The organism is Pseudoalteromonas luteoviolacea H33-S (assembly GCF_001625695.1).
In the GTDB taxonomy this organism is placed as follows: Bacteria; Pseudomonadota; Gammaproteobacteria; order Enterobacterales; family Alteromonadaceae; genus Pseudoalteromonas; species Pseudoalteromonas luteoviolacea_B.
The window spans coordinates 77,015-102,455 of the sequence record NZ_AUXY01000056.1 but is presented as its reverse complement, the minus strand read 5'-3'; the positions used below and the strand labels follow the sequence as shown (position 1 = coordinate 102,455).

General features: G+C 41.5%; 28 protein-coding genes. 12 read left to right on the top strand and 16 right to left on the bottom strand.

The features are described 5' to 3' along the window. Window positions 1-23 precede the first annotated feature (23 nt). Both N477_RS06340 and N477_RS06335 read right to left on the bottom strand, forming a co-directional pair. Window positions 24-1,193: a MerR family transcriptional regulator gene (locus N477_RS06340; RefSeq protein WP_063362399.1), complete on the bottom strand. Its 1,170-nt coding sequence runs from the start codon at window positions 1,191-1,193 to the stop codon at window positions 24-26. Between the two features lie 140 nt (window positions 1,194-1,333). Next, entirely contained in the window at window positions 1,334-4,705 is a 3,372-nt protein-coding gene (locus tag N477_RS06335; RefSeq protein ID WP_063362398.1) for a methyl-accepting chemotaxis protein, read from the bottom strand. 377 nt (window positions 4,706-5,082) lie between these two features. Between N477_RS06335 and N477_RS06330 the strand changes: the two genes are divergently transcribed. The 4 genes from N477_RS06330 to N477_RS06315 are packed head-to-tail and all read left to right on the top strand — an operon-like array spanning window position 5,083 to window position 7,205. Continuing rightward, the gene (locus N477_RS06330) at window positions 5,083-5,553 is read left to right on the top strand and encodes a GNAT family N-acetyltransferase (protein WP_196760590.1); all 471 of its coding nucleotides are present in this window, start codon (window positions 5,083-5,085) and stop codon (window positions 5,551-5,553) included. Continuing rightward, the gene (locus tag N477_RS06325; RefSeq protein ID WP_063362397.1) at window positions 5,550-6,152 is read left to right on the top strand and encodes a Crp/Fnr family transcriptional regulator; all 603 of its coding nucleotides are present in this window, start codon (window positions 5,550-5,552) and stop codon (window positions 6,150-6,152) included. Before N477_RS06330 ends, N477_RS06325 begins: the two co-directional genes overlap by 4 nt. Before the next feature lie 58 nt (window positions 6,153-6,210). Next, window positions 6,211-6,657 (top strand): methyltransferase family protein, encoded by a 447-nt coding sequence (locus tag N477_RS06320; RefSeq protein WP_063362396.1) that lies wholly within the window; start codon window positions 6,211-6,213, stop codon window positions 6,655-6,657. A 41-nt stretch (window positions 6,658-6,698) separates the two neighbouring features. Beyond that, window positions 6,699-7,205, top strand: coding sequence for a GNAT family N-acetyltransferase (locus N477_RS06315; RefSeq protein WP_081216494.1), 507 nt, complete (start codon window positions 6,699-6,701; stop codon window positions 7,203-7,205). 148 nt (window positions 7,206-7,353) lie between these two features. Here the strand turns inward: N477_RS06315 and N477_RS25940 are convergent, their stop codons facing one another. After that, window positions 7,354-7,518, bottom strand: coding sequence for a hypothetical protein (locus N477_RS25940; RefSeq protein ID WP_155731824.1), 165 nt, complete (start codon window positions 7,516-7,518; stop codon window positions 7,354-7,356). Between the two features lie 262 nt (window positions 7,519-7,780). Next, window positions 7,781-7,948 (bottom strand): hypothetical protein, encoded by a 168-nt coding sequence (locus N477_RS25935; RefSeq protein WP_155731823.1) that lies wholly within the window; start codon window positions 7,946-7,948, stop codon window positions 7,781-7,783. A 387-nt stretch (window positions 7,949-8,335) separates the two neighbouring features. Here N477_RS25935 and N477_RS06310 point away from each other — a divergent pair, with 387 nt between their 5' ends. After that, complete coding sequence (locus N477_RS06310; RefSeq protein WP_063362394.1) at window positions 8,336-8,839, top strand: RNA methyltransferase; 504 nt, start codon at window positions 8,336-8,338, stop codon at window positions 8,837-8,839. Window positions 8,840-8,902: 63 nt separating this feature from the next. Here N477_RS06310 and katG read toward each other — a convergent pair whose 3' ends face one another. Next, window positions 8,903-11,116: a catalase/peroxidase HPI gene (gene katG / locus N477_RS06305; protein ID WP_063362393.1), complete on the bottom strand. Its 2,214-nt coding sequence runs from the start codon at window positions 11,114-11,116 to the stop codon at window positions 8,903-8,905. 297 nt (window positions 11,117-11,413) lie between these two features. Between katG and N477_RS06300 the strand changes: the two genes are divergently transcribed. After that, window positions 11,414-12,334: a hydrogen peroxide-inducible genes activator gene (locus N477_RS06300; RefSeq protein ID WP_063362392.1), complete on the top strand. Its 921-nt coding sequence runs from the start codon at window positions 11,414-11,416 to the stop codon at window positions 12,332-12,334. Here N477_RS06300 and N477_RS06295 read toward each other — a convergent pair. After that, window positions 12,331-13,209, bottom strand: coding sequence for a LysR family transcriptional regulator (locus tag N477_RS06295; RefSeq protein WP_063362391.1), 879 nt, complete (start codon window positions 13,207-13,209; stop codon window positions 12,331-12,333). The two genes, N477_RS06300 and N477_RS06295, sit on opposite strands and share 4 nt — an antisense overlap. 102 nt (window positions 13,210-13,311) lie before the next feature. On the opposite strand from N477_RS06295, the gene N477_RS06290 reads away from it, so the two are divergent. The 5 genes from N477_RS06290 (at window position 13,312) to N477_RS06270 (ending at window position 17,786) form a co-directional block, all read left to right on the top strand. After that, complete coding sequence (locus tag N477_RS06290) at window positions 13,312-13,596, top strand: putative quinol monooxygenase (RefSeq protein WP_063362390.1); 285 nt, start codon at window positions 13,312-13,314, stop codon at window positions 13,594-13,596. A gap of 147 nt (window positions 13,597-13,743) precedes the next feature. Beyond that, the gene (locus N477_RS06285; RefSeq protein WP_063362389.1) at window positions 13,744-14,463 is read left to right on the top strand and encodes a DUF4397 domain-containing protein; all 720 of its coding nucleotides are present in this window, start codon (window positions 13,744-13,746) and stop codon (window positions 14,461-14,463) included. A gap of 241 nt (window positions 14,464-14,704) precedes the next feature. Beyond that, on the top strand, window positions 14,705-15,124 hold the full coding sequence (locus N477_RS06280; protein ID WP_063362388.1) for a DoxX family protein: 420 nt from the start codon (window positions 14,705-14,707) through the stop codon (window positions 15,122-15,124). Between the two features lie 88 nt (window positions 15,125-15,212). After that, on the top strand, window positions 15,213-16,184 hold the full coding sequence (locus N477_RS06275; protein WP_063362387.1) for a glutathione S-transferase family protein: 972 nt from the start codon (window positions 15,213-15,215) through the stop codon (window positions 16,182-16,184). 318 nt (window positions 16,185-16,502) lie between these two features. Further along, complete coding sequence (locus N477_RS06270) at window positions 16,503-17,786, top strand: hypothetical protein (RefSeq protein WP_063362386.1); 1,284 nt, start codon at window positions 16,503-16,505, stop codon at window positions 17,784-17,786. Between the two features lie 151 nt (window positions 17,787-17,937). Here the strand turns inward: N477_RS06270 and N477_RS06265 are convergent, their stop codons facing one another. From N477_RS06265 to N477_RS06230, 7 genes are all read right to left on the bottom strand, one after another. Then, complete coding sequence (locus N477_RS06265) at window positions 17,938-18,243, bottom strand: hypothetical protein (RefSeq protein WP_063362385.1); 306 nt, start codon at window positions 18,241-18,243, stop codon at window positions 17,938-17,940. 18 nt (window positions 18,244-18,261) lie between these two features. After that, window positions 18,262-18,558, bottom strand: a complete 297-nt coding sequence (locus N477_RS06260) for a hypothetical protein (RefSeq protein ID WP_063362384.1) — start codon at window positions 18,556-18,558, stop codon at window positions 18,262-18,264. Window positions 18,559-19,007: 449 nt separating this feature from the next. Continuing rightward, the gene (locus N477_RS06250) at window positions 19,008-19,304 is read right to left on the bottom strand and encodes a hypothetical protein (RefSeq protein ID WP_063362382.1); all 297 of its coding nucleotides are present in this window, start codon (window positions 19,302-19,304) and stop codon (window positions 19,008-19,010) included. A 39-nt stretch (window positions 19,305-19,343) separates the two neighbouring features. Beyond that, entirely contained in the window at window positions 19,344-19,637 is a 294-nt protein-coding gene (locus N477_RS06245; RefSeq protein WP_155731822.1) for a hypothetical protein, read from the bottom strand. Window positions 19,638-19,670: 33 nt separating this feature from the next. Further along, window positions 19,671-19,961, bottom strand: coding sequence for a hypothetical protein (locus N477_RS06240; protein ID WP_063362380.1), 291 nt, complete (start codon window positions 19,959-19,961; stop codon window positions 19,671-19,673). Window positions 19,962-20,134: 173 nt separating this feature from the next. Then, on the bottom strand, window positions 20,135-20,506 hold the full coding sequence (locus tag N477_RS06235; RefSeq protein ID WP_063362379.1) for a hypothetical protein: 372 nt from the start codon (window positions 20,504-20,506) through the stop codon (window positions 20,135-20,137). Window positions 20,507-20,965: 459 nt separating this feature from the next. Beyond that, entirely contained in the window at window positions 20,966-22,129 is a 1,164-nt protein-coding gene (locus N477_RS06230; RefSeq protein ID WP_063362378.1) for a DUF819 domain-containing protein, read from the bottom strand. 251 nt (window positions 22,130-22,380) lie between these two features. Between N477_RS06230 and N477_RS06225 the strand changes: the two genes are divergently transcribed. Continuing rightward, entirely contained in the window at window positions 22,381-22,827 is a 447-nt protein-coding gene (locus tag N477_RS06225; protein WP_063362377.1) for a helix-turn-helix domain-containing protein, read from the top strand. Window positions 22,828-22,920: 93 nt separating this feature from the next. On the opposite strand, the gene N477_RS06220 is transcribed toward N477_RS06225, so the two are convergent. From N477_RS06220 to N477_RS06210, 3 genes are read right to left on the bottom strand one after another with little or no spacing between them, the layout of a single operon-like run. Next, window positions 22,921-23,409 (bottom strand): dual specificity protein phosphatase family protein, encoded by a 489-nt coding sequence (locus N477_RS06220; protein ID WP_063362376.1) that lies wholly within the window; start codon window positions 23,407-23,409, stop codon window positions 22,921-22,923. Window positions 23,410-23,418: 9 nt separating this feature from the next. Further along, window positions 23,419-24,450, bottom strand: coding sequence for an ACR3 family arsenite efflux transporter (arsB, locus tag N477_RS06215; RefSeq protein WP_063362375.1), 1,032 nt, complete (start codon window positions 24,448-24,450; stop codon window positions 23,419-23,421). Between the two features lie 11 nt (window positions 24,451-24,461). Continuing rightward, the gene (locus N477_RS06210; protein ID WP_063362374.1) at window positions 24,462-25,223 is read right to left on the bottom strand and encodes a metalloregulator ArsR/SmtB family transcription factor; all 762 of its coding nucleotides are present in this window, start codon (window positions 25,221-25,223) and stop codon (window positions 24,462-24,464) included. Window positions 25,224-25,441: the final 218 nt, after the last annotated feature.

Here is a 25,441-nt window from a genome sequence, read left to right as displayed (position 1 = left end):
TGAGCGCCTTTATCTGTATCATGTTAGATCTTTTGCAAAATAAACATGTGGTAGCCAAATTCATTGGCATATTCAGTACATATGTCCACTTCTTTTTGAATATCTTGCAGTGCGGTGGAATCCACCATTGTGTCTTTGAGTTCAATGACGCGTTCATGCAAAGGTCCGTAATAGTTTTGCCACGCTTGAGCGCTTTGTGGGAAATGCGCTAGGACTTTGTAGCCGAGTGTGGGTATTTGCGCCAATCTCGATTCAACTGATTGCATATCAGGGTATTCTTTAGTCCAAAAGTCTTGCGGCTGGGCACTTGGTTTTGCTGTGTGCCATACCATGTCACTAAAAACGAGTACACCGTCACTGTTGAGTATCGCGCTCCATTGCTTTAATGCATTTTGTACGCCCATGATGTAGGCGCTGCCTTCTGACCAAATAAGGTCAATGTTTTGCTTATTAAAACTCAGTTCAGTCATACTTGCGCATTCAGTTTGTAACCTGTGGCTCAACCCTTGTTGAGTAAAGCTGTCGGTCAGTGCATCAAGTGCGCTTTGCTCGTTGTCTACGGCAATAATATTGGCTTTAGTATGTGCTACAAGTAGCTGAGTCGCATAGCCTTTTCCACAGCCTATATCAGCAATTAATTGTGGAGAAAAGGGAACAAATGACAGCGCTTTAAGTGTATCTTCCTCGCTACCCGGTGCCCAGCGCACAAGAGGAGAAAAAACTTTCATAAAATCAGCCATATATTTTTCATGTTCATTCATATCTTTTGATAACCATTTTAATCTGAGGGCTTCTTTTTCATTAAAGCCTTGTTGTATTAACCAGTTTAAGTGTGCATCGGGCGCAATTGCATTGAGCTCTTCATGCCAAGCGTGTTGCGGCGCATCACCTAACATTGCTGAGAGCAAATCGCGAGCTTGCTGTTTTTGCTTTATTTCCTCGTCTAATACAGACAGTCGCTGACGTAAGAGTTGAGGGTCTATTTTGCTATCAAGGCATGCCTTACATTCTTTTATGGTAAGTCCGCCTGCGAGCAACTTTTGTATAAGTCGTACCCGTTGCACATCGCGCTCAAGATAGACTCGGTAGCCATTGCTTTGGCGCTTCCCTGTAATGAGTTGCTGCTTTTCATAGTAGAGTAGTGCCGTGCGAGACAGTCCAACGCGCTTTGCGAGTTCTGATATTTTGTACATGAACGTCACTCAATAAAATTAATGAGTACAGACTTTAAAGTATAAAGTGATAGACAGGTCAAGCTTTATAATAAAAATGAAGGAAAAAGGTGTGAGGCAAGAAAAAAGGGGCGAATGCCCCTTGGTATTTACGCTATCAATTAGGACGCTAAAGTCCTAAGTCCGGTACTCCTTTGCTCTATGGTAAAGAAATCCATAGTGCTATTCATACTATTGGCTTGATCTGCCATAGACTGACCAGCAGCTGTTGCTTGCTCAACCAATGCTGCGTTCTGCTGTGTCATTTCATCCATTTGGGTCACAGCACTGTTCACTTGTACTATGCCTTCAGATTGTTGTCGTGAAGATTCTGCGAGATCTTGCATCATGACGCGCACTTTTGAGGTTGCCTCGACAATTTCCAACAGTGTTTCCCCAGACTTGTTGACTAAAGAGGTACCTTCTTCAACTTTAGTTTGGCTATCACGAATTAGATCTTTGATTTCTTTCGCTGCTTCAGAGGAGCGCTGAGCGAGGTTTCTTACTTCCCCTGCGACGACGGCAAATCCACGCCCTTGTTCGCCCGCTCTGGCTGCTTCAACCGCAGCATTTAAAGCCAATAAATTAGTTTGGAAGGCAATTTCGTCTATCACTCCGATGATCTCAGAAATTTCTTTACTTGAATCACTGATCTCTTTCATGGCGGTAACGGCCATATTGACGACTTGGCCGCCTTGCTCTGCACGACGCTCTGCATCAAGTGACAACTCGTTGGCATTTTCAGCGCGTTTACTGCTTTGCTTCACACTGTCTGTCATGGCATCCATACTGGCTGAGGTTTCTTCGAGGCTAGACGCTTGTTCTTCTGTACGCTGACTCAAGTCCATATTGCCTTGTGCGATTTCATTGGCACTTTGGGAAATACTGCCTGCAGATGAGCGAATGCTAGAAATAATTTCCGTGAGTTTATCTGCGGTTGCATTCGTATCTTCTTTGAGTTTGCCAAATTTACCTTGGTATTCATTGGTGATACGGGTTGTGAGATCGCCATGAGCCAGCGCCCCCAGTGTTTGCATCACATCATCGAGCGCGACTTCAACGGTGCCCAATAAGTCATTTAGGCCTTGGCTTAAGTTGCCAAAGAAACCAGACTTTCCTGTTGGGTCAATTTTCTTACTTAAGTCACCTTGAGAAGCTGCTTGAACAATGTCGTCAATCTCCTTCTCTATGTTCACCTCTGCAGTACGGTCTACCCACTCCAACACGGTACCAATGCGCTTGCCATCTACTTCAATCGGGTTGGCTGTGAGGGCAAACACCTTATTACCAATGTGCTCTACACTGCGGTGGGTATCATCTAAGTTCTCAAATACCAGCTTTTGTTGTTCTGGTTCTAAATAAAAGTTATGAATTGCAAAACCCATTAGGTTCGCGCTTTCAAATACACCGACATGCTGTCTGATATCTTGCTCGGACTCTAACATCATATTTTGCAGGGCATTATTGGCATAAATCACGTTGAGGTCAGGGTCGGCTATCATCACATTTCCCGATACGCTGTCGAGTGCGTACTTCACCCGCGCGTTTTCAGAAGCAACTCGTGATTTTTCCCGTTCAAGCGCGAGCCACTGGGTCTTATCTTGCCACTCTAATACGGTCCCTACGCGCTCACCATCGACCTTGACGGGACTGGCAACAACATTAAATGTCCGTCCAGCAATCACAAATTCACTTTGGTGGCTGGTTGTAAGGCCGTCAAATTCAGCAAGTAGGTTGTTAAAATGAGAGAAGTAATAATCTAAAGCGTTGTGCTTAATATTTGCGGAGTTAAAGTCTGTGAGCTCCCGCGTTACGTCAGCTGATGCTTCTTTAAACATCTGTTCTAATGCGCCATTAAGGTAAATCACTTTGTAGTTATCATCGGTGATCATAACTTGACCAGATGAGCCATCCAGCGCGTATTTTACGCGGGCATTTTCCGATGCGACCCGCGCTTTTTCTGCTTCATTGGCTAACCACTGTGTTTTGTCTTCCCACTCGTAAACTAAGCCAACCGTTTTTCCTTCTACAACAACGGGGCTTGCAACCACTGCAAACGTTCGACCTGCAATTTTTAATTCATTTGCGTAGCTGCCGCTAAGGCCCTGTGCTTTTTGCTCGAATTCAGCGAAATCAGGGAGAAACTGGCTAAGCGACTGGTTGAGTACGCCTTTACTATCGAAGTGCGCATGCACAGTACAGATATCGCTACTTGCATTGTCGAACATGGCGTAAATGGCATCATTTAGATAGATAACTTGGTTTTGGGTATTGGTGATCATCACACACGCACTGGCGTTATCCAGTGCGCTTTTGATACGCGCATTGGTACTGGCGATACGTTTTTCTTCTTTTTCTTTTTCTCGTATTTGGCGCAGACTATCACGCATACCCATCATAGATTTAAACACGCCTTTTGGCGCGCGTTCATCATATTGCTCATCTAAGTCGCCACGGGCAATTGCCCGAGCAACGTTTTCTAGTTCGCTTGGGTCTTTGCCAAGCTGAGCCATTACGTTTCGAGTCAGGATAAAGACGATACAGCCACTGAGTAGCAGGGCAACTGCAAATGTCATCATAATATTGGTCACTGCTGACTCATTGGCTTCTTTGAGCATTGGCCCTAGTTTGTCTTGGTCTGTTTTAACAGAGAGCTTTAAATCGTCAACCAGTTTGGCAAATCGAGGTCCAAGCACATCAAGGGTATTTGTTACTTTATCATTGCGAGCTACGATGATGTCATGCACGCTGAGATAAGCTTGTTTATAGTCTGCTTCAAGTGCGCGGACTTGTGCGATTAATTGACGATTTGCCGCGGTGTTGGAGAGCTGTTCAATTAAGTCCATTTGCTGCTCAAACGCACTAAATTCTTGTTTGACTCTTTGATCTGCGCTTTCGTCATTACTCTCTAAGTATTTAATGACATAAAGGCGACCAAGTAACAGGTTACGCATCGCAACCCCCGTCAAATAAGCAAGTTGTGTGTCGTTACTTTCTGATGCACTGAACATCAGCTTGGTAAGTTCCCGCTCCATCTGTGGGCCAATGACGTTGAGTTTATTAAACACCAAGTCATTGCGTTGGACTCGATACGCTTTTATCAGGTCAAACGCCTCATTGTAAGTTGCTATTTTTGTGGTGAGTTGTTTCACCATTTCTGCACGTTCGGGTTTGTTAATTTCTCGCGTTGCATCTTTGAGTAAGTTCTCGACCTGCGTGAAATACTCATTGTATTGGCGAATGTCTTTCTCACTGCCAGTCAACAAAAAGTCTTTCACATTCATACGCACCATCAGCATATTGGACTGTAAAATGCCTGCTAGGTTACTATCACGAGCTAACTCTCGATAATCTTTAAATCCATCTGAGGCCATTTTTAAGGCAAAGTAAGAAATGAAGCCAATCACGGCAAGCGTGATCATCACAGCCGAAAAAGCAGCAATCAGCTTTGCGCGCAATGTAGAAAAAAGAGTAAGTTGCTTGGATTTAGTCATATTCAAATTCCCTTAGTCCGCAGGTGATGCGAGAAATAGAAAAAGTCCTGAGAACAAGTATAGAAGCTAAATCGCAATGCGTTTTATTATTAGCAATTGAAGTTGAATAACATCTTAAATGTGGTGTCACAACTTAGCTAAGAATAGTTGAATTAAGCATTTAATAACAATTGGTTGTGTTTAAATTTGGTAGGCTTGACTTCCCTGTGAGAGGTCAGGTTTTATATGTAAATAAATGCACTTTTTTAATTTTAGACAGCATAATAAAAGTACCAAAGCACAGTAACAGTAAAGATGTCACGACAGAACACTGGTATTTAAGTAAGGTGTATGTTATTCAATCATGGAGATGTTTTTGTTTTAGGAGCAAACATACTGTGGACATCAATATAACGATAAGAAAAGCAAATGATGAAGAGATCCACTGGGTCAATGAGCAGTATCAACGCGTGGGGTTTAAGCTATCAAGCTTCGAAACGGATCTAGTCGCCATAGCCTTAATTGACGGGCAAAAAGTTGGATTAGGTCGTATTCAAAAAATCACCGACTATGATGCAGAGCTTGGTGGCATCTATGTCAGCTCCGATTTTAGAGGAATAGGGATTGCAGCTAAGTTAGTCACCTTTTTAGTAGAAAACACAGCACAATATCGACAGGTATATTGCTTGCCATTTGAACATCTCGCTGCGTTTTATGAAAAGTTTGGTTTTGAACCCGTCTCAGATAGTGTGGCTGAAGTACCAGATCTGGTGCTCAGTAAGCATCATTGGTGTAATGAGATTTATGACCAGACGACATTGCTATTTGTAAAACATAACACTGATTTTATTAAACGAAGTGCTTCATGAGTAATAAAGATAGTTTTGAAAATAAAGCGCGTTTATTACATTTTCTAAGGGGGGTAGCCCCTTTTGATGAAAGAGAAGTCACAGCTTGCATTGATGTATTTGAGTTTAAAACTTACCAGCCAAAATCACATATTTTTGTAAGTCAGGACATTGTTAAAGACGTGCACTTTTTACTCTTTGGCTTTGGACGTTATTACTATATCGATATTGATGGCAAAGAGTTTAATAAGTCGTTGGTTAAACCCGGTGGTGCTTTTACCAGTATTGGTTCATTGATAGCGCACTCTCCGAGTCCTTTTTCTGCTCAAGCATTAAGTGAGTGTGAAATAGCCTCAATTTCTTATCAGGATTTGATTAGATTTGCTGAGCAAAACAGCCAGTGGAGTACTTTTGTTCGAAGGCTGTATGAACGATTAGCATTGAAAAAAGAAAGGCGAGAGGCCAGCTTGTTACTGCTTGATGCACAGCAAAGATATGAGCAATTTCTAGATGAGTTTGGTAAAGACAGTGAGTTAATCGCGCTGAATCAAATCGCTATGTACTTGGGTATCACCGATGTGAGCTTATCTCGTATACGCAAAAAAATGGGCTTAACATAAGTTAAGGTAAAGATATCACGCACTCAGTAAAGTCATTTTTTATTTGAGGAGCGAATAAATGCAAAAACTCTTGCCACCATTTTTATATCTTATCACCTTGATCAGCATGGCTTTATTGTGTTGGTCCTTAGATGTGAACCATCTTATAGTTTATCCCTATAACTTGGTGGGTTTGCCCTTTTTGATAGCTGGATTGCTACTGGCTGCGGGTGCTAAAAAACTCTTTGTCCATCTTGGTACCAATGTGATGACTTTTTCGGAACCGGGGAAGCTAATTACTCACGGCGCGTTTAAATTCTCCCGCAACCCTATGTATTTGGGTTTTGCGGTCTCTTTGCTCGGGGCTGCGTTATTATTTGGAGCTGGAATTGTCAGTTTAGTATGCTGGCTAGGATTTATTGTCATTACTGATCGTTGGTATATCCGTTTTGAAGAACGGGCAATGCGACAGAAGTTTGGTTCAGAGTATGCGCAATACTGTTGCCAAGTGAGACGCTGGATATAATGAATAAATAGAGGAAAGGGGGCTAAGTAGTGCCCCTAAATATGATGAATCAAGATGTAACATTGAGAACACTTAAGCCATCAGACGATGTGTATTTAGTTAACTATTTAAATGATGCAGAGGTGACTCGATATTTGTCTGATAGACTGCCCGCGCCTTACACTTTGCAAGATGCAAAATGGTGGTTGGATATTGGATGTCGTCAAAATGCACTGAATTATGCGATTGAATCACACGGTCAATTTTGTGGTGTGATTGGGGCTTATTTACCCGATAAAGCTGCACCAGAGCAGTGTGCTGAGCTGGGATATTGGCTCGCTAAGGGGTTTTGGGGAAATGGCATCGGCACTCAGGCTGTGGCGCTTTTCATTGATAAAGTGTTTAAGCAAACTCAGGTAACATCATTATTCAATCCCGTTTCGGCGCCCAACATAGCGTCAATCAGAGTGATGGAAAAAGCGGGGTTTGGCTTAAACCAGATAACGCAAAATACAGCTTTGCATCAAGGAATGAGATTCGACGAACATGTTTATGTACTCAAGCGATAATAGATCTCACACTTATCACTGCTAAATGGGTTTTATTGCTCCTTGTTCGATGAGAACATTCAAAGTTCAACAACAGCTGGAAACGCATGAAAAAACGGCCTGTAAAGCCGTTTGTGGGTCAAAAAACAAGGATAAAGATAAGGCTTATTTAACTCAAGCAGGCAGAGCCTCCGGTACATGCAAAGTTAGACTTGCAAGCAGAGCGAGTCTCTATGACGGGCATGCCACCAGCAACATTGGGTGTTAAGTTGCTATCGACGATTTGTGTATGAATAAGGTTTTTAATTTTACTTTTCTTCATTTTCAGCTTCATGATTAATTTCCTTTATTTAACTGGATGTAAGGTTCACCTTTTTTGGCAACTCTTAACCTAGCAAATACTGACAAGGAAAAACTTTAGGTTAGCTTTTGATTACCTTTGGATTGTCTGTTGAATTTTGTATTTTCCTTAACATTATCTTTGATGCAAACAGCCATCACGCTTGTTGAGTGAGGCGTTTAATGAATTGAGGCGACCCTGAGCTCAAAGGTCGCCAATAGTACTGAATTTGTGGCCGCAAATTCAGGCATTCTGATTAATCTGGGAAACACGCCTGTGGGTGAGTGCATGCCCAGATTGAGCGACATGGTTCACGCGTCTCTACTTGATTCATACCACCAGCAACGTGCGGCGTTGCTTCTAGTCCTAAAGCAGGCTTGCTAGAAAGGTTCTTAATTTTATTTTTTTTGATTGTTAATTTCATTGTTATCTCCTTAACTGTACTGAATTGTACCTTTTCAAAATTAGTCAATCTCGAATGCAAATTCAATGCAAATACATGAACTGTTACATTCATATTTGTCGATGAACAACGTTGTGATGGTTGGCCTTAGTTGATGTTTTATGAGGGTTAACTGATGTTTTTATGGCATGGTTTAATTATTTGTTTTATATGCTTTGTTTCTCGTTGAAAAACCAATAAGTTTTTAGACGTGTTGGCGAGAGTCGATGGAATCGTAAATGTTACAAATTATTGCCAACTTATGTGAATTGGTGTTTTTCATCTGACTGGCACAAAATTTCGCACATGGTACAATCGCCCGTCGAATTTTTTGGTAGTTGTACTGCCTATACATTAAGAGTGAATAGTATGAGTGAAACATTTGCAGCGATAGGCTTGGTGAACCCTAAGTCGCCAACCAATGTTGGTGGTGTGTTACGTGCTGCTGGGTGCTATGGCGCACAGGCGGTGTATTTTAATGGTAACCGCTACGCAAAAGCTGCAAAATATCATACAGACACAAAAAATGTAGCTGAGAATATCCCAATTCAACAAGTCGATGACCTAGTGAGCTTAAAAGTATCAGGGCGCGCTTTGGTGTGCGTTGAACTGGTAGAAGGCGCGACGCCATTACCGCATTTTGCTCATCCTGAGAACGCGCTGTATGTGTTTGGTCCTGAGGATGGCAGTTTGCCACAAGATATTGTCGATGCTGCTGATGCGGTTGTATACGTGCCGACAACTGGATGCATGAATTTGGCTGCCACCGTAAATGTACTTTTATACGATCGTATGGCCAAGCGTGCGACTAATTTTGATGCGGCGCAGATTTTAACAAGCCGAGATACTAATAATCGTTTAATTGTTGGTTAAAGCGCCCAGAGGGTGATGACATTCGAATGAGAGAAAGCCACGACTAAGCGTGGCTTTTGTGTTTTACATCAAGTCAAAGCGGTCTAAGCGCATCACTTTGACCCAGACTTTAATAAAGTCATCGGCAAACTTTTGCTTAGCATCATTGGATGCATACACTTCTGCTATGGCTCTGAGCTCTGAATTTGAGCCAAAAATCAGGTCAACCGCGCTTGCTTGCCACTGCTGTTTTCCTGTTTTTCGGTCATAACCCAAGTACATACCCGGCTGTGTGTCTGACTTTTTCCACTGCGTGCGCATATCGAGCAAGTTGACAAAAAAGGCATTATCTAAGCTACCTGGCGTATGCGTCAGTACGCCAATGTTTGAGTTATCCGTATTTGTTTCCAGCACACGCATACCGCCCAGTAGCACTGTCATCTCAGGAACCGATAGCCCAAGCATGTTTGCCTTATCTACCAACATTTTTGTTGGCGACATAAATGCAGAGTCATGGTAATAGTTTCTAAACGCGTCGGCTTTAGGCTCTAAAAAGCTGAATGATTTAACGTCGGTTTGTGCCTGAGAGGCATCGGTGCGCCCTGGGCTAAATGGCACTGTTTTTGGCATATCGGCATTTCTAAGAGCGCCTTCAATACCCGTTTTACCAGCAAGTACAATGACATCGGCCAGAGATACTTGGCGTTTTGAGCGTTGGTTAAATTGCGCTTTAACTTGCTCAAGCTGTGCGAGCACTTGTTTGAGCTGGCGTGGATTATTGACCGTCCAGTTATTTTGTGGAGCGAGTCGGATCCGCGCGCCATTCGCGCCGCCACGCATATCTGTGACACGGTGACTTGATGCGGCTGCCCATGCAGTTTCAATTAAATCAGCGTTACTGAGACCTGTGCGCTTGATTGCAATTTGGAGTGTCTTGATGTCACTTTGCGTGATTTTTTTACCGTTATGTTCAGGAATGGGATCTTGCCATGTCAGTACTTCGCTTGGTATTTCATTGCCAAGGTAGCGTGCTCTTGGACCCATATCTCTGTGCGTGAGCTTAAACCAAGCCTTGGCAAATGCCAGTTCGTACTCTTTAGGATCTGCACGGAACCGCTCTACAATTTTACGAAACGCAGGGTCTTCTTTGAGGGCAAGATCAGTGGTAAACATAATCGGGGCACTGCGTTTCCCTTTGATATGTGCGTCAGGTACTAAATTGGCGGCAGCTGGATTATCTGGGATCCATTGTATTGCGCCAGCTGGGCTTTTGGTTTGCACCCAATTAAAATTCATTAGATTGTCTAGGTAGTTTGTTGACCAGCGAGTTGGTGTGACTGTCCACGCACCTTCTAAGCCACTGGTACTGGAATCTGCGCCTTTGCCAGTGCCGCATTTGTTTTTCCAACCAAAGCCCTGCTGTTCAGTTGGCGCAGCAGCAGGTTCCTTACCAACACAGTTGCTAGGTTTTTTCGCACCATGGGCTTTTCCGAAGGTGTGGCCACCTGCGATGAGCGCAACGATTTCTTCGTCATTCATAGCCATACGACCAAACGAAAGGCGAATGTCGTCGGCTGCCAATAAGGGATCTGGCTTGCCATGTGGACCTTCTGGATTGACATAGATAAGGCCCATTTCAACCGCCGCCAATGGGCCTTTGAGTTTGCCTTTTTTATCACGTCGTTTGTCGGCTAAAAATGTGGTTTCTGGACCCCAATAGACGAGATCAGGTTCCCAGTCATCGCTTCTACCACCAGCAAAACCGAAGGTTTTAAAGCCCATAGACTCTAATGACACATTGCCAGCCAATACCATCAAGTCAGCCCAAGATAGCTGCTTGCCGTATTTTTGCTTAACAGGCCACAATAAGCGTCTGGCTTTATCTAAATTGGCATTATCAGGCCAACTGTTGAGCGGGTTGAAGCGCTGTTGACCGCCAGCAGCACCGCCTCTACCGTCGTGCACGCGGTAGACACCTGCGCTGTGCCATGCCATGCGGATCATCAGAGGCCCGTAGTGTCCCCAATCTGCCGGCCACCAGTCTTGAGAGTCAGTGAGGGTCTTTTCAATGTCGGCTTTAACTTGTGCTAAATCGAGTTTTACAAACTCGGCTCTGTAGTCAAACTCTTTACCATAGGGGTTTGAGTTTATGTCATGTTGCCTAAGCGGGCTGAGATCCAATTGCTCTGGCCACCAGAACTGGTTGGTTTTAATTTGAGTTGCACTGGGCGCTGCAATCGCTGCACTAGACAGTGCCAGTGCGATGCCCGAGGCTAACGTCATCAGTTGAGTACGCATAATTTACTCCAATAGGGTTACTTTAATCAGCTCAATGCTGTCTGAGTGGTGACCTTTTAGAGCCTAAGTAGGCGGGTGTTAAATGAAAAATTGAATAATTTAATGATAATTATCAGTTTTTTAGAATGTATAAAAAAAGCACATCAAAAAAAGTGTATAACGTTGAATTTATTATCTTTATTCACAGTTAAACTAAACGCAGAGTAAAGTGTGGCGAAAATACGAACAGTTGTGCGGGTGCACTTACCGTACGATTGATTAAAATAGAAAAAACAATCAATAAAAAAGAACGTTTGAATGGTCTCTATAAAACAAATCATCTATGCACTTGCGGTAGAAAAAACACTGCACTTTAAAAAGGCGGCGGATGCATGTCATGTGTCTCAATCGACCTTAAGTACGGCGATACATGAACTTGAAAAACAGTTGGGGACGGTGATTTTTGAGCGCAATAATAAGCATGTATTTGTGACTGAGCAAGGCAAGGTTTTACTGGATAAGGCGCGCAAAATTAAGCTGGAAGTCGATGAGTTTATGATGCTTTCACAAGTAGATAAGTCGCCGCTTTGCAGACCGATGAAAATAGGTGTGATCCCGACCATTGGCCCATTTTTACTGCCTAAAGTTTTGCCGGATGTACGTCAGCAATACCCTGATTTTAAGTTAAAGATCATAGAAGAGCAGTCTCATGTCTTAACCGATATGCTGCGCCAAGGCGAATTAGATGCCGCTATTTTAGCTTTGCCATATCAAATTGATGGGCTGATGGCGTTTAACTTCTGGAAAGAGGATTTTTACTGGGTTAGTCACAAAGATGAAAGCGGGGCGGGACTGCAAGAGATCACCAGCGACCAATTTGATATTGCCAAACTGATGTTACTTAAAGACGGCCACTGCTTAAAAGAGCACGCCTTGAGTGCATGTAACTTGCCGCAAGAGCAAAAAGACACAACCTTTGATAGTACAAGCTTACACACGCTGATCCAGATGGTTGCTGGAAAAATGGGTACCACCTTAGTGCCGCAAATGGCACTTGATCAACTGATAAAAGGCGAGTCTGAGCTGGTGGCGTTACACCTCAATGAGCCGGGTCCGCACCGCACTATCGCACTGGTTGTTCGGCCTAATTACGTGCGCACGAATGATATTACCCTATTGCAAAAGTTGTTTGAGCAGGCGCTCGATAAACATTGCGCAATGAGTTATTGCAGTATTTAACTGGCCCAAGGCTGTTGCACCATAAACTGTTTGAGCATGTCTGCAAACGCTTTTACTTTCGGTGGCGGGTATTTGCGGGAAGTTGTCACCAAATATACCGGACGTTCAACACCAGACCATTGTGGCAGGACTGTTTTGAGTGCGCCACTTTGCAAACAACTTGATGCTTCACTCAATGGTAGCAATGCGATGCATCGGCCACTTTTTACCATGACTTTAAGCAGTGCTATGTCGTTGCAAAAATGTGTTGGTGTGATGGTTACCTTATAGTCCCCTTGCTTCGGATGAGAGAGGGTAAGGTTATTGACCTGCTGCGAAATGGCAAAAGTATGTTCAGATAATTCAGTCACACAGGTGATATCTGGGTATTCAGGTGCAGCAACCAGTTTACTCTCTATGGTACCAAGGCGTTTTTGCACTAAGCTAGAGCTTGGTAAATGACCAACGCGAATTGCGCAATCAGCGCCTTGCTCTGCAATATCTTGGATATGATTACTGGTCTGGATATCGAGTTGTAGATCAGGATAAGTGCGCATAAACTCTGGCCAAAAATCTGCCAGCGCAGTTGTGGCCAAGTTACTCGGAGCCAAAACTTTTAGTCGCCCGCTGATCAACTGAGATTGTGATTTGAACTCTGTAAGCTGAGTTTGAATCGTCTGTAAATCCACTGCATATTGCCGATATAACTGCTCTCCTGCCTGCGTGACATGTATGCCCCGTGCATGTCTGTTTAGCAGTGACTGTCCGATGTGCGCTTCGAGTGCGCAAAGCCTGCGGGAAACAGTCGCGACAGTGGTATTTAATTGTTTGGCTGCACGGCTTAAGCTGCCACAATCGACAATGATAGAGAAAAGGTAGAGGTCATTTAATAGCATTACATATATGTAAAGTTAGTTCGCATTTGTTTGTATAGTTTACGTATATGATGCTAGTTATGATAGTTGTTCTTTATTGATACAATTTAAAAAGGACACCTTATGAGCTATTACATTGTTGCCAAGCTAATGGCAAACCACGGCAATATGTCAGAAATTACGGCTGAACTGAATATTTTGAAAGCGCATACAGTCGATGAGCCTGGCTGTATCTATTTTGAAATTTATCATGCTCATGACGAGCCGGGTGTGTTTTATTTGTGGGAAGCGTGGCACTGTGAAGCAGATTTAAAGCGTCATTATGATGCGCCTCATACCCAAGCCTATTTTGCTAAACAGCATACGCGCATTCTTTCTTGTCAGCCTATCAGTAAGCTCAGTGCTTAAATTATGTCTTTTTTGCGGGGTGTCGTTACGCTTTAATGCTTTCTGTAACCCTCAGCTACATCAAAGTATTGAAAAATAACATTCAATAACAACTCGCACTGACCGTGAGCAATATACTTCCCACAACGCCACTTTGAGGAGAGTATTGTGAAATTAATAACTGGATTGGTTTTATCTGTTGCGGTATCTGTTTTAGCTGGGTGTAACAATGACGACACCTACACTGCTGACGTCAGTGCAATTAACTTGGTGAACAGTGAAATGGATGTGTATTGGGAGTTTGAAAAAGGCCATGAAGAAATGTCTTTATCAGATGAAAATGGTTTGTTGTTCGGCGCTAAATCAGACGAAAAGTTACTTGTTCAAGACGACTCAGATGGCAATGTATTTTCATTTTATGCTGTAGAGGGTAACTCCAAAGAAGTGGCAATTGCATCGACGCGTTTTAGATTTTCCGAGCACGGTGACTATGTTGTTTATAGCTATGGTCGATTAGATAATGACTCAGCGCAGGCTGCACAGCTAGATGCAGTAAAAATTGACGATGCAGAAGTGGCTAAAAGTAAATATCGAGTGATTGTTATCCATACCTATGTCGCAGATATGGGCAAAGTGGATGTGTATATGGGAGACAAAAAATTAGCTGAAAACTTGGAGTATGGTGATGCGACAGAGTTTGTTGACCTATCAACGGATCTAAATGAGCTGATTGTGGTTAAAGCAGGTCAGGGCGCAAACACAGATACACCCATTGCAAAGGTGACTTTATCGGCAGAAGCGGGCGACATTCATTTAGCGTATATTACAACTACTTCTGAAAATGAAGGCAATATCAAATCGTTTAAAGTCGCGCCTAAAGCGCAGTAGCGAATGGTACTTGTCGATTGTTTAGGTTATTTAAAAGCGGCATTGTGCCGCTTTTTGTATTTTAAACAGCGTGTTAAGTTAATTGACTTAACGTATTAAGGTCTATCCCTATATCTTTCATTCTTTTTAAGAGAATGAAACTCTCTATTTTTACAAATTTTATTTCTCTAATTAGATAGTAAACTTGTTAGCAAGTCGGCAGAGATGCCAACAAAACAAATTTACAGCTTTGGAGAACATCATGAATTTACTCAATATCGTTTCTAATAACGACCATCTATCGAATGCCGCAAACTTACTAGGTCGAGTTGGTTTATCTGCCATTTTTATTTTGGCAGGGATGAATAAAATCCAATACTTTGAGGGCAACGCTCAGTATCTCGCCTCTGGTGGTTTACCTGAGTTTTTACTACCGTTAGTGATTGCGTTTGAGCTGATTGGTGGATTATTCATCTTAGCGGGTGCATTAACCCAGTTAACCGCATTGGCTTTTGCTGGATTCTGTGTAATGAGTGCTTTGGTGTTTCACAATAACCTTGCGGATCAAATGCAGTTTTTTATGTTCTTTAAAAACATTGCCATGGCAGGCGGCTTTTTAGCCTTAGCCTCTACTGGCGCAGGTCGCTTTAGTGTCGACCACAAGTTGGCTAAATCAGCATAAAGGGCGGTGGCCCAAATTTGGGCCAAACTTTGAACTGCTATGTTAGCAGTTGCAGATACATATTTAAGCATAGGTTAGGAGCAAAAAAATGGGTTTATTGGTTAACGGACATTGGCAAGACAAGTGGTACGATACTAAATCAAGTAATGGTGAATTTAAACGAGAGGCTGCGCAATTACGAAATTGGGTTACCCCTGACGGCGAAGCTGGCCCAAGTGGCGAAGCAGGTTTTAAGGCAGAAAAAGGCCGTTATCACTTGTTTGTATCACTCGCTTGTCCTTGGGCGCACCGCACATTGATATTTAGAAAGCTTAAAGGGTTAGAGGACTATATTGATGTATCTGTGGTGAGCCCTGACATGTTAGAAAAGGGTTGGACGTTTGATAAAGCAACTGGCAGCACAGGCGATGCGTTATTTGACAGCAACTTTATGCATCAGATCTATACCAAAAATAAAGCAGATTACAGTGGTAGAGTAACGGTGCCAGTATTGTGGGACAAACAAGCTCAGCGGATCGTGAGTAATGAGTCATCTGAGATCATTCGCATGTTTAACACTGCATTTGATACGCTGACAGGCAATACATTAGATTTTTATCCAAGTGCTTTACAGACTCAAATCGATGACATCAATGATTTTGTTTATGACTCGATAAATAACGGGGTATATCGCACAGGGTTTGCCACCAGCCAAGATGCTTATAATCAAGCGTATGACAAACTATTTGATGCGCTAGATAAAGTAGAAAATATTCTAAGCGAAAATAGGTACTTAGTTGGTGATACATTAACAGAAGCCGATTGGCGTTTATTTACCACCTTGATAAGATTTGATGCTGTGTATGTTGGCCACTTTAAGTGTAATAAGCGCACAATTGAAAGCTACCCAAATTTATCTAATTACGTCAGAGAATTATATCAATACCCCGGTGTAGCTGAGACAGTTGATTTTTATCACATTAAACGTCATTACTACTTCAGCCATACAATGATCAATCCAACGCAAGTTGTGCCCAATGGACCTGGTATAGATTACGCCCGCCCACATAATCGTGGCTGATAATTAAGTTAAGTACAACAAGAGCCAGAGATGGCTCTTTTTATTTTTACAAAGCAACTTTCCGATATGTTTAGAGTGCATACTTTGGGTATGTGATGCGTAAAATTATAAGGTGCGTTGAGCGTTTTAATAATGAAGTATAGTGTCTCCAACAAGTGACTATTTGGCGGTTAATCTCTCGCAAATTTTAATGTGCTTTTTGAAATAGTGATGTTTGATATTTAAATTTTTCTCGTTTCAACATGAAATAATTAATAAATTGTATTTGTTTTTTAACATTGGAGGTGTAAATATAAAATTTCAAAAAAAGGAGGTTTTATGAAATATTCAGTTGGTTTTATGATTTTGCTGTCATCGGCAACAAGTGTAGCTTCAAATATTCATGTTTATGATAGTGGGTATCAGTCGAGCTATTTTTGTTTAACAAATCAGTTATACAATGGGGTGCCCAAGTATTGTGGTGCGACAGGCACTTATACTCATAAACATATCCCAGTTGTGGTTGAAAAAAACAATAATCACTTTGAAGTGTTTTCTAATAACGAAAATGGCAACTTAGTCACTTATGTAGTGAAAAACTACAATCAAAAAGTAAAAGTCCATACAGAGAGCAATTGGAATGATCCACATACCAATGCGGTGGTCGATATTGATAAAAACGGTTATATTTACGTGCAACTGTCTTCGCGTGGGCTTGGGCACAAATATCGAAGCGGGCACCTTTACAAATCAACAACCCCTTATGGCACTCAGTTTCAAAAGCTTAAAGGCTTGCCCAATCACGGTGACTTTAATCAGTCATACCCACAGTTACACTTAGACAATGCTTTAAACCGTCTTGCGGTATTCACCCGGTATGAATATGCAGGGAAAAAGTCTGTACGGACACTGTGGTTTGATAATAATGGTCATGAATTTAAATTAGCCGAAGGTGGTCATTATGCGGTCAGTGATACTAATGATGATGGGGCAATTTATATAGCGTATAACTATCACCCCAATTACAACCTAGATCGCCGCTCAAACATTCATGTGATTAAGTCTTATACTTTCAACCCAAACACTTGGTACAACATTAAAGGCGAAAGGCTCACCTTGCCACTTGCTGAAAACGACTCCCGGACTTTGGTTTACGACTCAGAAGCCAAAGGGACATATATTTATGTGAAAGACATTGTTGCTGAAGAAGCAGGGACGGGGGGCGGTGTGCATGTTTTATTTACCGAAAGTACGTCTTTTGATCCGACTAAAGGGTCACGTTACGTGAAAGATTTAGATATTCAATCTGCAAATAAAGTAGCAGTAAATACCATCACTGCGACCAATCATAATTACTCTGGCGCAACATACTTAACCAACCGTTTTGGTTGGACGGTACACAGCATTTTAGTTAACGGTAATAACCACCAACCATACTTCGGTGGTGATATACAGCTATATCAACGTGTGAATGGTCATTGGCAATACAAAAATACTTATGCCGATGGCGGCAATTATACTTACATCAGAAAAGTAAGGGGTTCAGGTCACAAAGCGGTTGCTTCAAAAGGCGTAGGGGAAATTGATAACGGAAATACGCAAATACGTATTGAAGTCAAATAGCTCAGATGCGAGTTAAGACGATATAGTTAACAATACGTATTAAGTGCGGTTTTAAGGCACCTTATAAGTGCCTTTTTTATATCCAGCATCAAAGCTTTTTTTGCGTCATTTCACAGTATATGGTGTAACTATTTAAATGTACGAGGCTTGTTTAAGCTTTGCAGACAAGAGCGATTTCTCTTTCTGTGAATAAATCAATTAAAGGGTAGAAACCATTATTACTTCCCCAAAGAGCCGCTTCAGCGGTGATCAATCCTAAATTCTGAGCATATAAGTTGTGTTCTCTTACTTGAGCCACTGTAAGTCTTGGGCCCATGGTACACCTTTTACCTATATTTAACATTGCTCTCTCTATATATTCGTCTAACGTGATAATAGAGCTTACTTCGCTGTTGGCAGCCACCGAAAATGTGTTTGTTGACAGTATAGTAAGTAGTAATAGTGATGCTAATTTCATATTTTATTCCTTTAGACTTTATGGTCTACCAACAGAGCAGATTAATGTCACACGATTTTCAAAGGGATTAATGACTGGGTAGTAGCCAGTTGCTTTACCCCAATTTGCAGCTCGTGTGGTTATGAGCCCATTTTGTAATGCATAATCAATGTACATTCGCCAGTTAAGTGGGCCGTGAATGTTGCCCATGCATCGTCCAGGTGCTTGGCTATCTGCGTAGGCTTTTTGTTGATAGGTGCTTAAGTCCATGGCTGCAAAAGACTCAAATGAGAATAAAGAAAGAGCACTTACAATTGTAAATACTTTAATATTCATAATAATGTCCTTTTTATAATTAAATTTAAGGTTTGGTTTATAAAGAAAGCGATATATGTAATGTCGTGTAACTTATAGATTAGGTGTTTTAGGGGGTCCATTTACATACCAGAGTTACCTTGTAACTGAAAGGATCGATAATTGGATAGTATGTATTGGCTTTTGCCCAATTTGCGGCTCGCTCAGTTATGATGTTTCGATTGAGTGCGTAATTAATTCGAATTAAAACATCGTGATAAGTTAACGGAATACCGCCTATACATCCTCGATGAGGAAGCCCTTGGTGATACTCTGCATATCTCTTGTACTGTCCCAAATCCATCGCAGCATCGGAATTAAACGAAATCAGTGAAAGAGTAGATATTAGACTTACAGCAGCAAGTATTTTTATAGACATCATAATTTCCTTATAAATAGCATTGATTATCTTTGCGTGTATTTGAAGCTGGCTATGTTAGGTCACCTTTGCAGACAGCAGCGACTTGATTCGAAAACATGTCAACAATAGGGTAATAGCCATATGCTTTACCCCAATAGGAAGCCCGCTCCGTGATTAAACCTTGGCCAAGCGCCCAGTCAATACGGAGTTTGACTTGGTGATATGAGATAGGACTATATACACAGCGTCCTGGTATTTTGGCATCTTGTAATGCTCTGAATTCATACTGTTGCATATTTAAGGCGGCAAAGGAGTCAAAGGAGGCTATAGTCAAAAAACCAGTAAAAGCGACTGTTAATTTACGCATTATTATTTCCTTATTACTTGTTGAGTTAAGATGAAAAAATTAGCTACGACCGGCGGAGCAAACTGCTGAAATTTCGCCAGTAAATATATCTATTACTGGGTAGAAACCAAATGTATTTCCCCATTCTGCAGCCCTTGCTGTAATGAGTCTGTTTTCATATGCCCAGTGATTGCGAGCGGTATAATTGTAGACAGGCGTCTGATATATACAGCGACCTTGCATTTGGGCATCTATGTTTGCACGATGCTGAAAAGTCCAAATATCCATGGCAGCGTTCGCACTAAATGAACATGCAGAACTAACCATAGTGGTAATAAACAATAGTCTTTTCATATATAGCCTTTTATATAGGTGCTTCAGGAGCACCTATCCCCCTTTACAAATAGCGGTTATTTGATGTGAAAACATATCTATAACAGGGTAATACGCGTAGGCTTTTCCCCAGTATGATGCTCTTTCTGTTATCAGCCCTTGGTTGTAAGCCCAATTTATACGAACTTTCACTTCTGAATATGACACAGGAATAGATGTACAACGATTTCTTACTTGGCTGTCTAATCGTGCGCGTTCTTCATAGGCTTCTATGGTAAACACATCATTTGCTTGATAAGTAAATGATGTGAGTGTGCTAACTAATGCGATTGCATTAAGCAACATACATACTTCCTTTGTAAGTGAGTTTATTGATGATGTCTAATTGTGAGCACATGTATCGCATACAACCTTATCTGTTTTATTAGCAAAAAATCGTCACAAAAGGTAAGTCGCGGGTTTGCAACGCCCGCCATTTTTGATTTACCAATTTATATGCGGACTTTGTATGTAATGCGCTAGTTGATAGAGGTAAAGGTATAAGGTCTGACTCGGCATGAAAGTACGACTTCCCAGCTAGATGTCTCAAAAAAATATCCTAGATATGGGTAGTACCCCTGTGATTTTGCCCAACCAGCAACAGGCTGTGTAATTTTCCCCATGTCAATGAGTTCATTAAGATACTCCGAAAAACTCATATTGTATCTAGGGTGGTAGCAGATGATGTAATCAGGGTTTGCCTGGTCAAATTGCTCGCTCATTTGAATGAACTCACTTAAAGTGACAGCAGAATATGCACTGGAAGATATTAGCATTAAAACACTTGATAAAATGATTGATTTAATCTGAGTGTCAATTAGGCTTTTTAGCGCTTTGCCTTTAAATTTCATGTCGATTCCTTGATTAAATAATATGGCTGATAACGAATTTATTTTGTAAACCCTTTTAAAAAAGTAAGCCTTATAGCTTTTTGTCATGTATTTGAGCTGGTCCAAGCGCTTTTACTCTGATGAAAGGAGTCTAATCTATTTTTACGTACTTATATTTTACGATTTATGTTTTAACATTGTTTAAATTTGTGATCAATAAGTAATCAAATGTAAATTTTGAGTTTTTTAAATAACCTTTTAAATTAGCGGTTTATAATTTAATTAATTTTTCTTTGGGAAAGCAGGCGAGGTTACGGGTTTTTTGAGGGTTATAGGTTTATTACTACTAGACTATGGTTTTATTTTATTTATTAATGCGTTAGGTTTTATTGTTTATTATACATGATTATTGTTTTTATGTTTATAAATAAAGGGCATGGTGAGAATATAATCTCACCATACATGTTTATTACGAAGTAACTACATCGCTTGCAATAGCATCGCTACTCCAATACCTGCACCTGTACCAATAATTACGCCCATCAGCGCCATTAAAATTGCAACCGGAACCAGCGTTTGGCTATAGGCCGCAGCGAGAACAGGTGAGGATGCCACACCCCCAATGTTAGCTAAAGATGCAATCCCGCATGTGAATAGATCAAGTTTGAATATTTTCGCTATCACTGTGAGGATCACACCATGGATGAGTAGAATAACGAATCCAGCTAAAATGTATGCTGGCGCTTGAGTAAGCTCTGCAAAATCAGCATTTGCTGCGATAAGGCCAACCAAGGTATAAAGCAATACATTGGACAGCTGAGGTGAACCAGGTAATTTACCTAGCGGCGTCATTGCGCAAATAACGCCAACAATAGTCACTATCATAATGCTCCACGTCGTACTCGTCAGTACAGCATTGTGAGGTAAAAGACCTGAAATGTAGATGGCCAGCGCCGATAAACCAAAAGCGCTGCCTAGCAGTAACATCATGTCTGGGAATGTCGTTTCTTTTCTGATTTTGTCATTGGAAAGCGTGAGCTTTTTTTGTAGTTCGTCCAGTGTACTGGTATCAGCTTTTGTCCATGCATTAAACTTGTGAGCAAAAGGGACTAACGCTAATAAGAACATAATCCACATCGCATAATCAATAGAGTCTATGAGCAGTGTATACCCCATACCCGCATCATTTAGACCAAGCGATTGTTGCACGGCAACCATATTCTGTGTACCACCAATCCAACTGCCAGCTAATGCTCCAAAAGTCAGTGCGGCATTATCATTTAAGTAACTTTGGAACAGGGCGAACGAGACGATGAAGCCCAGCACAATACTTAAAGTAGCAGCAAAAAAAGTGCCTAGTAATTTAGGGCCTAGTTTTACGATATCTCTCAAATCAGCTCTGAGTAACATCAAAAATATCATAGCTGGTAAGATCGCGGTTTTAACCTCGCCTCGTGCCTGTTTAACAGAGTCTGTCATTTCCCAGACGCCTAATGTTGACATAACCATAGCGGAAAAATAGATAATAATGACCGCGGGGACATACTTAAAAAAAGATCCATTTTTGTACTTGTCTTCTCCCCAAATTACGATGCTGGAGACAAACATTAAGAATGCAATAAACGCAAAACCGTCTTGGATCATACCTTCCTCTTTTTCTAATTATTATAAATTGCCCGCTATGCTAGCGGAATTTACCGAAAAAAACGACGCTAAATTTTAAATTTGGTTACAACTATGTGTTTTTAAAGTTACCAAAAGTAACTGATTAATATGCTATTTTAAATATGTCGGCGGTGAGCCGGGTTACTGTCGGGCACTAGTCGAGGTATTTTCTAGACCGTCATGCCATAGTTTCACTCATTCTTCATACACCAAATACGTTAGGGAATAAGATGATATTAAAGCAGCTTCGATTAAGTCGGAGTTTATCTCAAGAGCAGTTAGCTCATATGTCTGGGTTAAATGTACGAACTATTCAGCGTATAGAGGCGGGTGCCAACGCGAGTTTAGAGTCAAAAAAGTGTCTAGCTAGCGCCCTTGAGGTCAGCATACAGACATTCGAACTTGAGGAGTTGGCGATGACGGATAGCATGCAAAATTGGCGCGCGCTACCCATTGTACTTAAAGTTTGGTTTGTATTTAACTTTTTACAGGTAAGGCCCAAGCGCAGCACAGCAAGTAGAGTTGTTTACTTAAGTCATACAACTGGCTTTTTATTTTGCGGGTTAGGTTTAGTACATGAGGCTGCATTAGTGGGTGGCCTGATGCTTTTAGTCACCGCTTATCTGTTTTCATTCCTTAAGTGGCAAGGTGATAAATATGACATTTGGCGCAACTAACAGCGATGTTATCTCTTAGGAAAAGTTGTGTAATGTCGAGTAAAGCTGGTAATGTGTGCTGCGCATCTAATTTTGATGCGCAGCGATTAATGACTAGAATGTATTAAAAAATTGCAACTGTGACGGATGTTTAAGTGCTTTTGGTCTAAGCGTTTGTATTTGCTGTAGGACGTCAGCGTGATCGTAACCAAGGCGTTTCATTAAAAGACCAATTACTAGCCCAGTTCTGCCAGAGCCCCCTTTGCAATGTACCGCCACTGTGCCTTTACTCTCAAGAATAGAAAAAACTTCTTCGATGTGGTTATTAAATGCATTAACAAAATCTTGATTAGGTTCATCATCGTCAGGAAGGGGGAATTGAAACCACTTTACATTTTGCTCTTTGCACACTTGCGCTAAGCTCTGTGCATTATTTTTAAGAAGCTCGCTGTCATACATCAGTGTAATAATTGCATCTGTGCCTGCGCCTTTAAGTTGAGTAACAGACTCAGTGATGCCAACATCTTTTGTACCAGGGCAAGGGGTGAAAATAAAGGTGGCACCATTATCTAGTGACAGCTTATCAAAAGGGTGAGTTTGCATAATTGCCTCTTAGTGTGTTTGTGGGTCAAACCAATGTTTGGTTTTATTAACGATAGCGACTAAAGACAACATCACCGGCACTTCTACTAAAACACCAACTACGGTGGCAAGCGCAGCACCTGAGTGCAATCCAAATAATGATATTGCAACAGCCACTGCGAGCTCAAAAAAGTTTGATGTGCCAATAAGACAAGCGGGAGCCGCGATGTTGTGTTTAAGTTTCAGTTTGAGTGCAGCGAAGTAAGCGATGAAAAATATGCCATAAGTTTGCAAGATCAAAGGAATTGCGATTAAAACAATATTCATCGGCTTAGAGATGATGGTATTGGCTTGAAAACCAAACAGAAGCACAACGGTTGCCAACAGACCTACTACAGAAAAAGGTTTTAATCTTGCCAGCAATGCTTCTATAGCCCCCTCATTTTTTCCTGAAGCATTGAGTTTTTTGCGAGTGTATATACCTGCCATTAAAGGCAGTAAAACGTATAACACGACAGAAATAAACAGTGTATCCCACGGAACATGAATATCTGATACACCAAGCAGCAACCCAGCTATTGGTGCAAATGCAAAGATCATGATCACATCGTTCACAGACACCTGCACTAACGTATAGTTTGCATCGCCCTTAGTGAGCTGAGACCAAACAAAAACCATGGCGGTACATGGGGCAACACCCAGCAGGATCATGCCTGCGATATATTCTTGCGCTGTTTCTGGGCTGACAAAATCTGCGAAGAGCCCTTCAAAAAATAACCAGCCTAAAGCAGCCATGGTAAATGGTTTGACTAACCAATTTATGATGATAGTCAGGACGAGGCCCTGCGGGTTTTTACCGACTTCTTTGATGGTTGAGAAGTCTATTTGCACCATCATTGGATAAATCATTATCCAGATAAAAATCGCGACCACGAGATTGACATTGGCATAAGTCATGGTGGCAATGAATTCAAACAAAGGCGGATATACCACACCAAGCCCAACACCGATGGCAATGCTGGCAGCAACCCAAACTGATAAATAACGCTCAAAAATACCCATAAAATAGTGCCTTATTTACACAAGTTTGCAAAACGAGTAGGGCGATCACCCATGGTATTAAGCCTATTTAACTCTTGCTCGATAAAGCTAGGTTCATTGATGACTGTAGAGGTGATAATGTGCTTCATCCATTCAGGCAATGTCGGGTTAAGCGAGTAAAAAACCCATTGATGGTACTTTCTATCAGATAAGATCCCAATTTTACGCAGCTGTGCGAGGTGACGAGAAACTTTTGGCTGGCTCGACTCATCCAGTGCTGTCATTAGCTCACACACGCAAGCCTCTTTTTCTACTGCAATAATCAGTAAGGTTTTTAGACGTGTTTCATCAGCCAATGCTTTGTAAAAGGCCGTTGGTTGGATTGTTGCAGGCTTTTGTGTCGTGCTTTCAATCAACAGGGATTGTATTTTTTCATTGATTTCTTGCAGTGTTTTTTCAAAAGGATTATCGCATTGGCGAGATTTAGGCTCTGCAATATCCCAAGCAAGGCAGTTTACGCCATTGACCCGGCCTTCACATTCTTTGGTTGCGCTAGCACATAGGGTTATCACATAGTCGAAGTGCATCGCGGCGAATTCATCTATATGTTGTGATACTAACCCTTGGCTATTTAAGCCAAAATGATCAATGGCTTTGATAGTACGAGGATCTGCGCCGCTCGGGCTAGTGCCAGCACTGTACACATCGTACTGGCCTTTACCGTGATGCTTAAGAAGCACTTCAGCCATAAGAGAACGTGCTGAGTTCTCGGTGCATAAAAATAAAACTTTCATATAAGCGCACTCAAAGTTAGTACATAACAAATTTGTTATATACTAACTTTGTTATGTAATAGTCGCAAGGATTTGTTGAGTTGCTTTTAAGTTTATAGTGGTTTTCGTTATGAGTTGCTGTGCTTAGGTAGGCGTTCTTGATGGTACTCTTTGTGGTTGTTTTTTGACCTTAATTAAACAGTATCTATTATGCTGAGAATAGTCCGTCTTATGTGGGT

What these genes read in the sequence shown, in the direction of transcription:
- N477_RS06250 (WP_063362382.1), bottom strand. Translation starts at nt 19,304, where the DNA reads ATGCGTAAATTAACAGTCGCTTTTACTGGTTTTTTGACTATAGCCTCC.
- N477_RS06280 (WP_063362388.1), top strand. Translation starts at nt 14,705, where the DNA reads ATGAATTTACTCAATATCGTTTCTAATAACGACCATCTATCGAATGCC.
- arsB (WP_063362375.1), bottom strand. Translation starts at nt 24,450, where the DNA reads ATGGGTATTTTTGAGCGTTATTTATCAGTTTGGGTTGCTGCCAGCATT.
- N477_RS06315 (WP_081216494.1), top strand. Translation starts at nt 6,699, where the DNA reads ATGATGAATCAAGATGTAACATTGAGAACACTTAAGCCATCAGACGAT.
- N477_RS06265 (WP_063362385.1), bottom strand. Translation starts at nt 18,243, where the DNA reads ATGAAATTAGCATCACTATTACTACTTACTATACTGTCAACAAACACA.
- N477_RS06210 (WP_063362374.1), bottom strand. Translation starts at nt 25,223, where the DNA reads ATGAAAGTTTTATTTTTATGCACCGAGAACTCAGCACGTTCTCTTATG.
- N477_RS06245 (WP_155731822.1), bottom strand. Translation starts at nt 19,637, where the DNA reads ATGAAAAGACTATTGTTTATTACCACTATGGTTAGTTCTGCATGTTCA.
- N477_RS06300 (WP_063362392.1), top strand. Translation starts at nt 11,414, where the DNA reads ATGGTCTCTATAAAACAAATCATCTATGCACTTGCGGTAGAAAAAACA.
- N477_RS06335 (WP_063362398.1), bottom strand. Translation starts at nt 4,705, where the DNA reads ATGACTAAATCCAAGCAACTTACTCTTTTTTCTACATTGCGCGCAAAG.
- N477_RS25940 (WP_155731824.1), bottom strand. Translation starts at nt 7,518, where the DNA reads ATGAAGCTGAAAATGAAGAAAAGTAAAATTAAAAACCTTATTCATACA.
- N477_RS06240 (WP_063362380.1), bottom strand. Translation starts at nt 19,961, where the DNA reads ATGTTGCTTAATGCAATCGCATTAGTTAGCACACTCACATCATTTACT.
- N477_RS06275 (WP_063362387.1), top strand. Translation starts at nt 15,213, where the DNA reads ATGGGTTTATTGGTTAACGGACATTGGCAAGACAAGTGGTACGATACT.
- N477_RS06260 (WP_063362384.1), bottom strand. Translation starts at nt 18,558, where the DNA reads ATGAATATTAAAGTATTTACAATTGTAAGTGCTCTTTCTTTATTCTCA.
- N477_RS06270 (WP_063362386.1), top strand. Translation starts at nt 16,503, where the DNA reads ATGAAATATTCAGTTGGTTTTATGATTTTGCTGTCATCGGCAACAAGT.
- N477_RS06290 (WP_063362390.1), top strand. Translation starts at nt 13,312, where the DNA reads ATGAGCTATTACATTGTTGCCAAGCTAATGGCAAACCACGGCAATATG.
- N477_RS06325 (WP_063362397.1), top strand. Translation starts at nt 5,550, where the DNA reads ATGAGTAATAAAGATAGTTTTGAAAATAAAGCGCGTTTATTACATTTT.
- N477_RS06230 (WP_063362378.1), bottom strand. Translation starts at nt 22,129, where the DNA reads ATGATCCAAGACGGTTTTGCGTTTATTGCATTCTTAATGTTTGTCTCC.
- N477_RS06310 (WP_063362394.1), top strand. Translation starts at nt 8,336, where the DNA reads ATGAGTGAAACATTTGCAGCGATAGGCTTGGTGAACCCTAAGTCGCCA.
- N477_RS06320 (WP_063362396.1), top strand. Translation starts at nt 6,211, where the DNA reads ATGCAAAAACTCTTGCCACCATTTTTATATCTTATCACCTTGATCAGC.
- N477_RS06225 (WP_063362377.1), top strand. Translation starts at nt 22,381, where the DNA reads ATGATATTAAAGCAGCTTCGATTAAGTCGGAGTTTATCTCAAGAGCAG.
- N477_RS06220 (WP_063362376.1), bottom strand. Translation starts at nt 23,409, where the DNA reads ATGCAAACTCACCCTTTTGATAAGCTGTCACTAGATAATGGTGCCACC.
- N477_RS25935 (WP_155731823.1), bottom strand. Translation starts at nt 7,948, where the DNA reads ATGAAATTAACAATCAAAAAAAATAAAATTAAGAACCTTTCTAGCAAG.
- N477_RS06295 (WP_063362391.1), bottom strand. Translation starts at nt 13,209, where the DNA reads ATGCTATTAAATGACCTCTACCTTTTCTCTATCATTGTCGATTGTGGC.
- katG (WP_063362393.1), bottom strand. Translation starts at nt 11,116, where the DNA reads ATGCGTACTCAACTGATGACGTTAGCCTCGGGCATCGCACTGGCACTG.
- N477_RS06235 (WP_063362379.1), bottom strand. Translation starts at nt 20,506, where the DNA reads ATGAAATTTAAAGGCAAAGCGCTAAAAAGCCTAATTGACACTCAGATT.
- N477_RS06340 (WP_063362399.1), bottom strand. Translation starts at nt 1,193, where the DNA reads ATGTACAAAATATCAGAACTCGCAAAGCGCGTTGGACTGTCTCGCACG.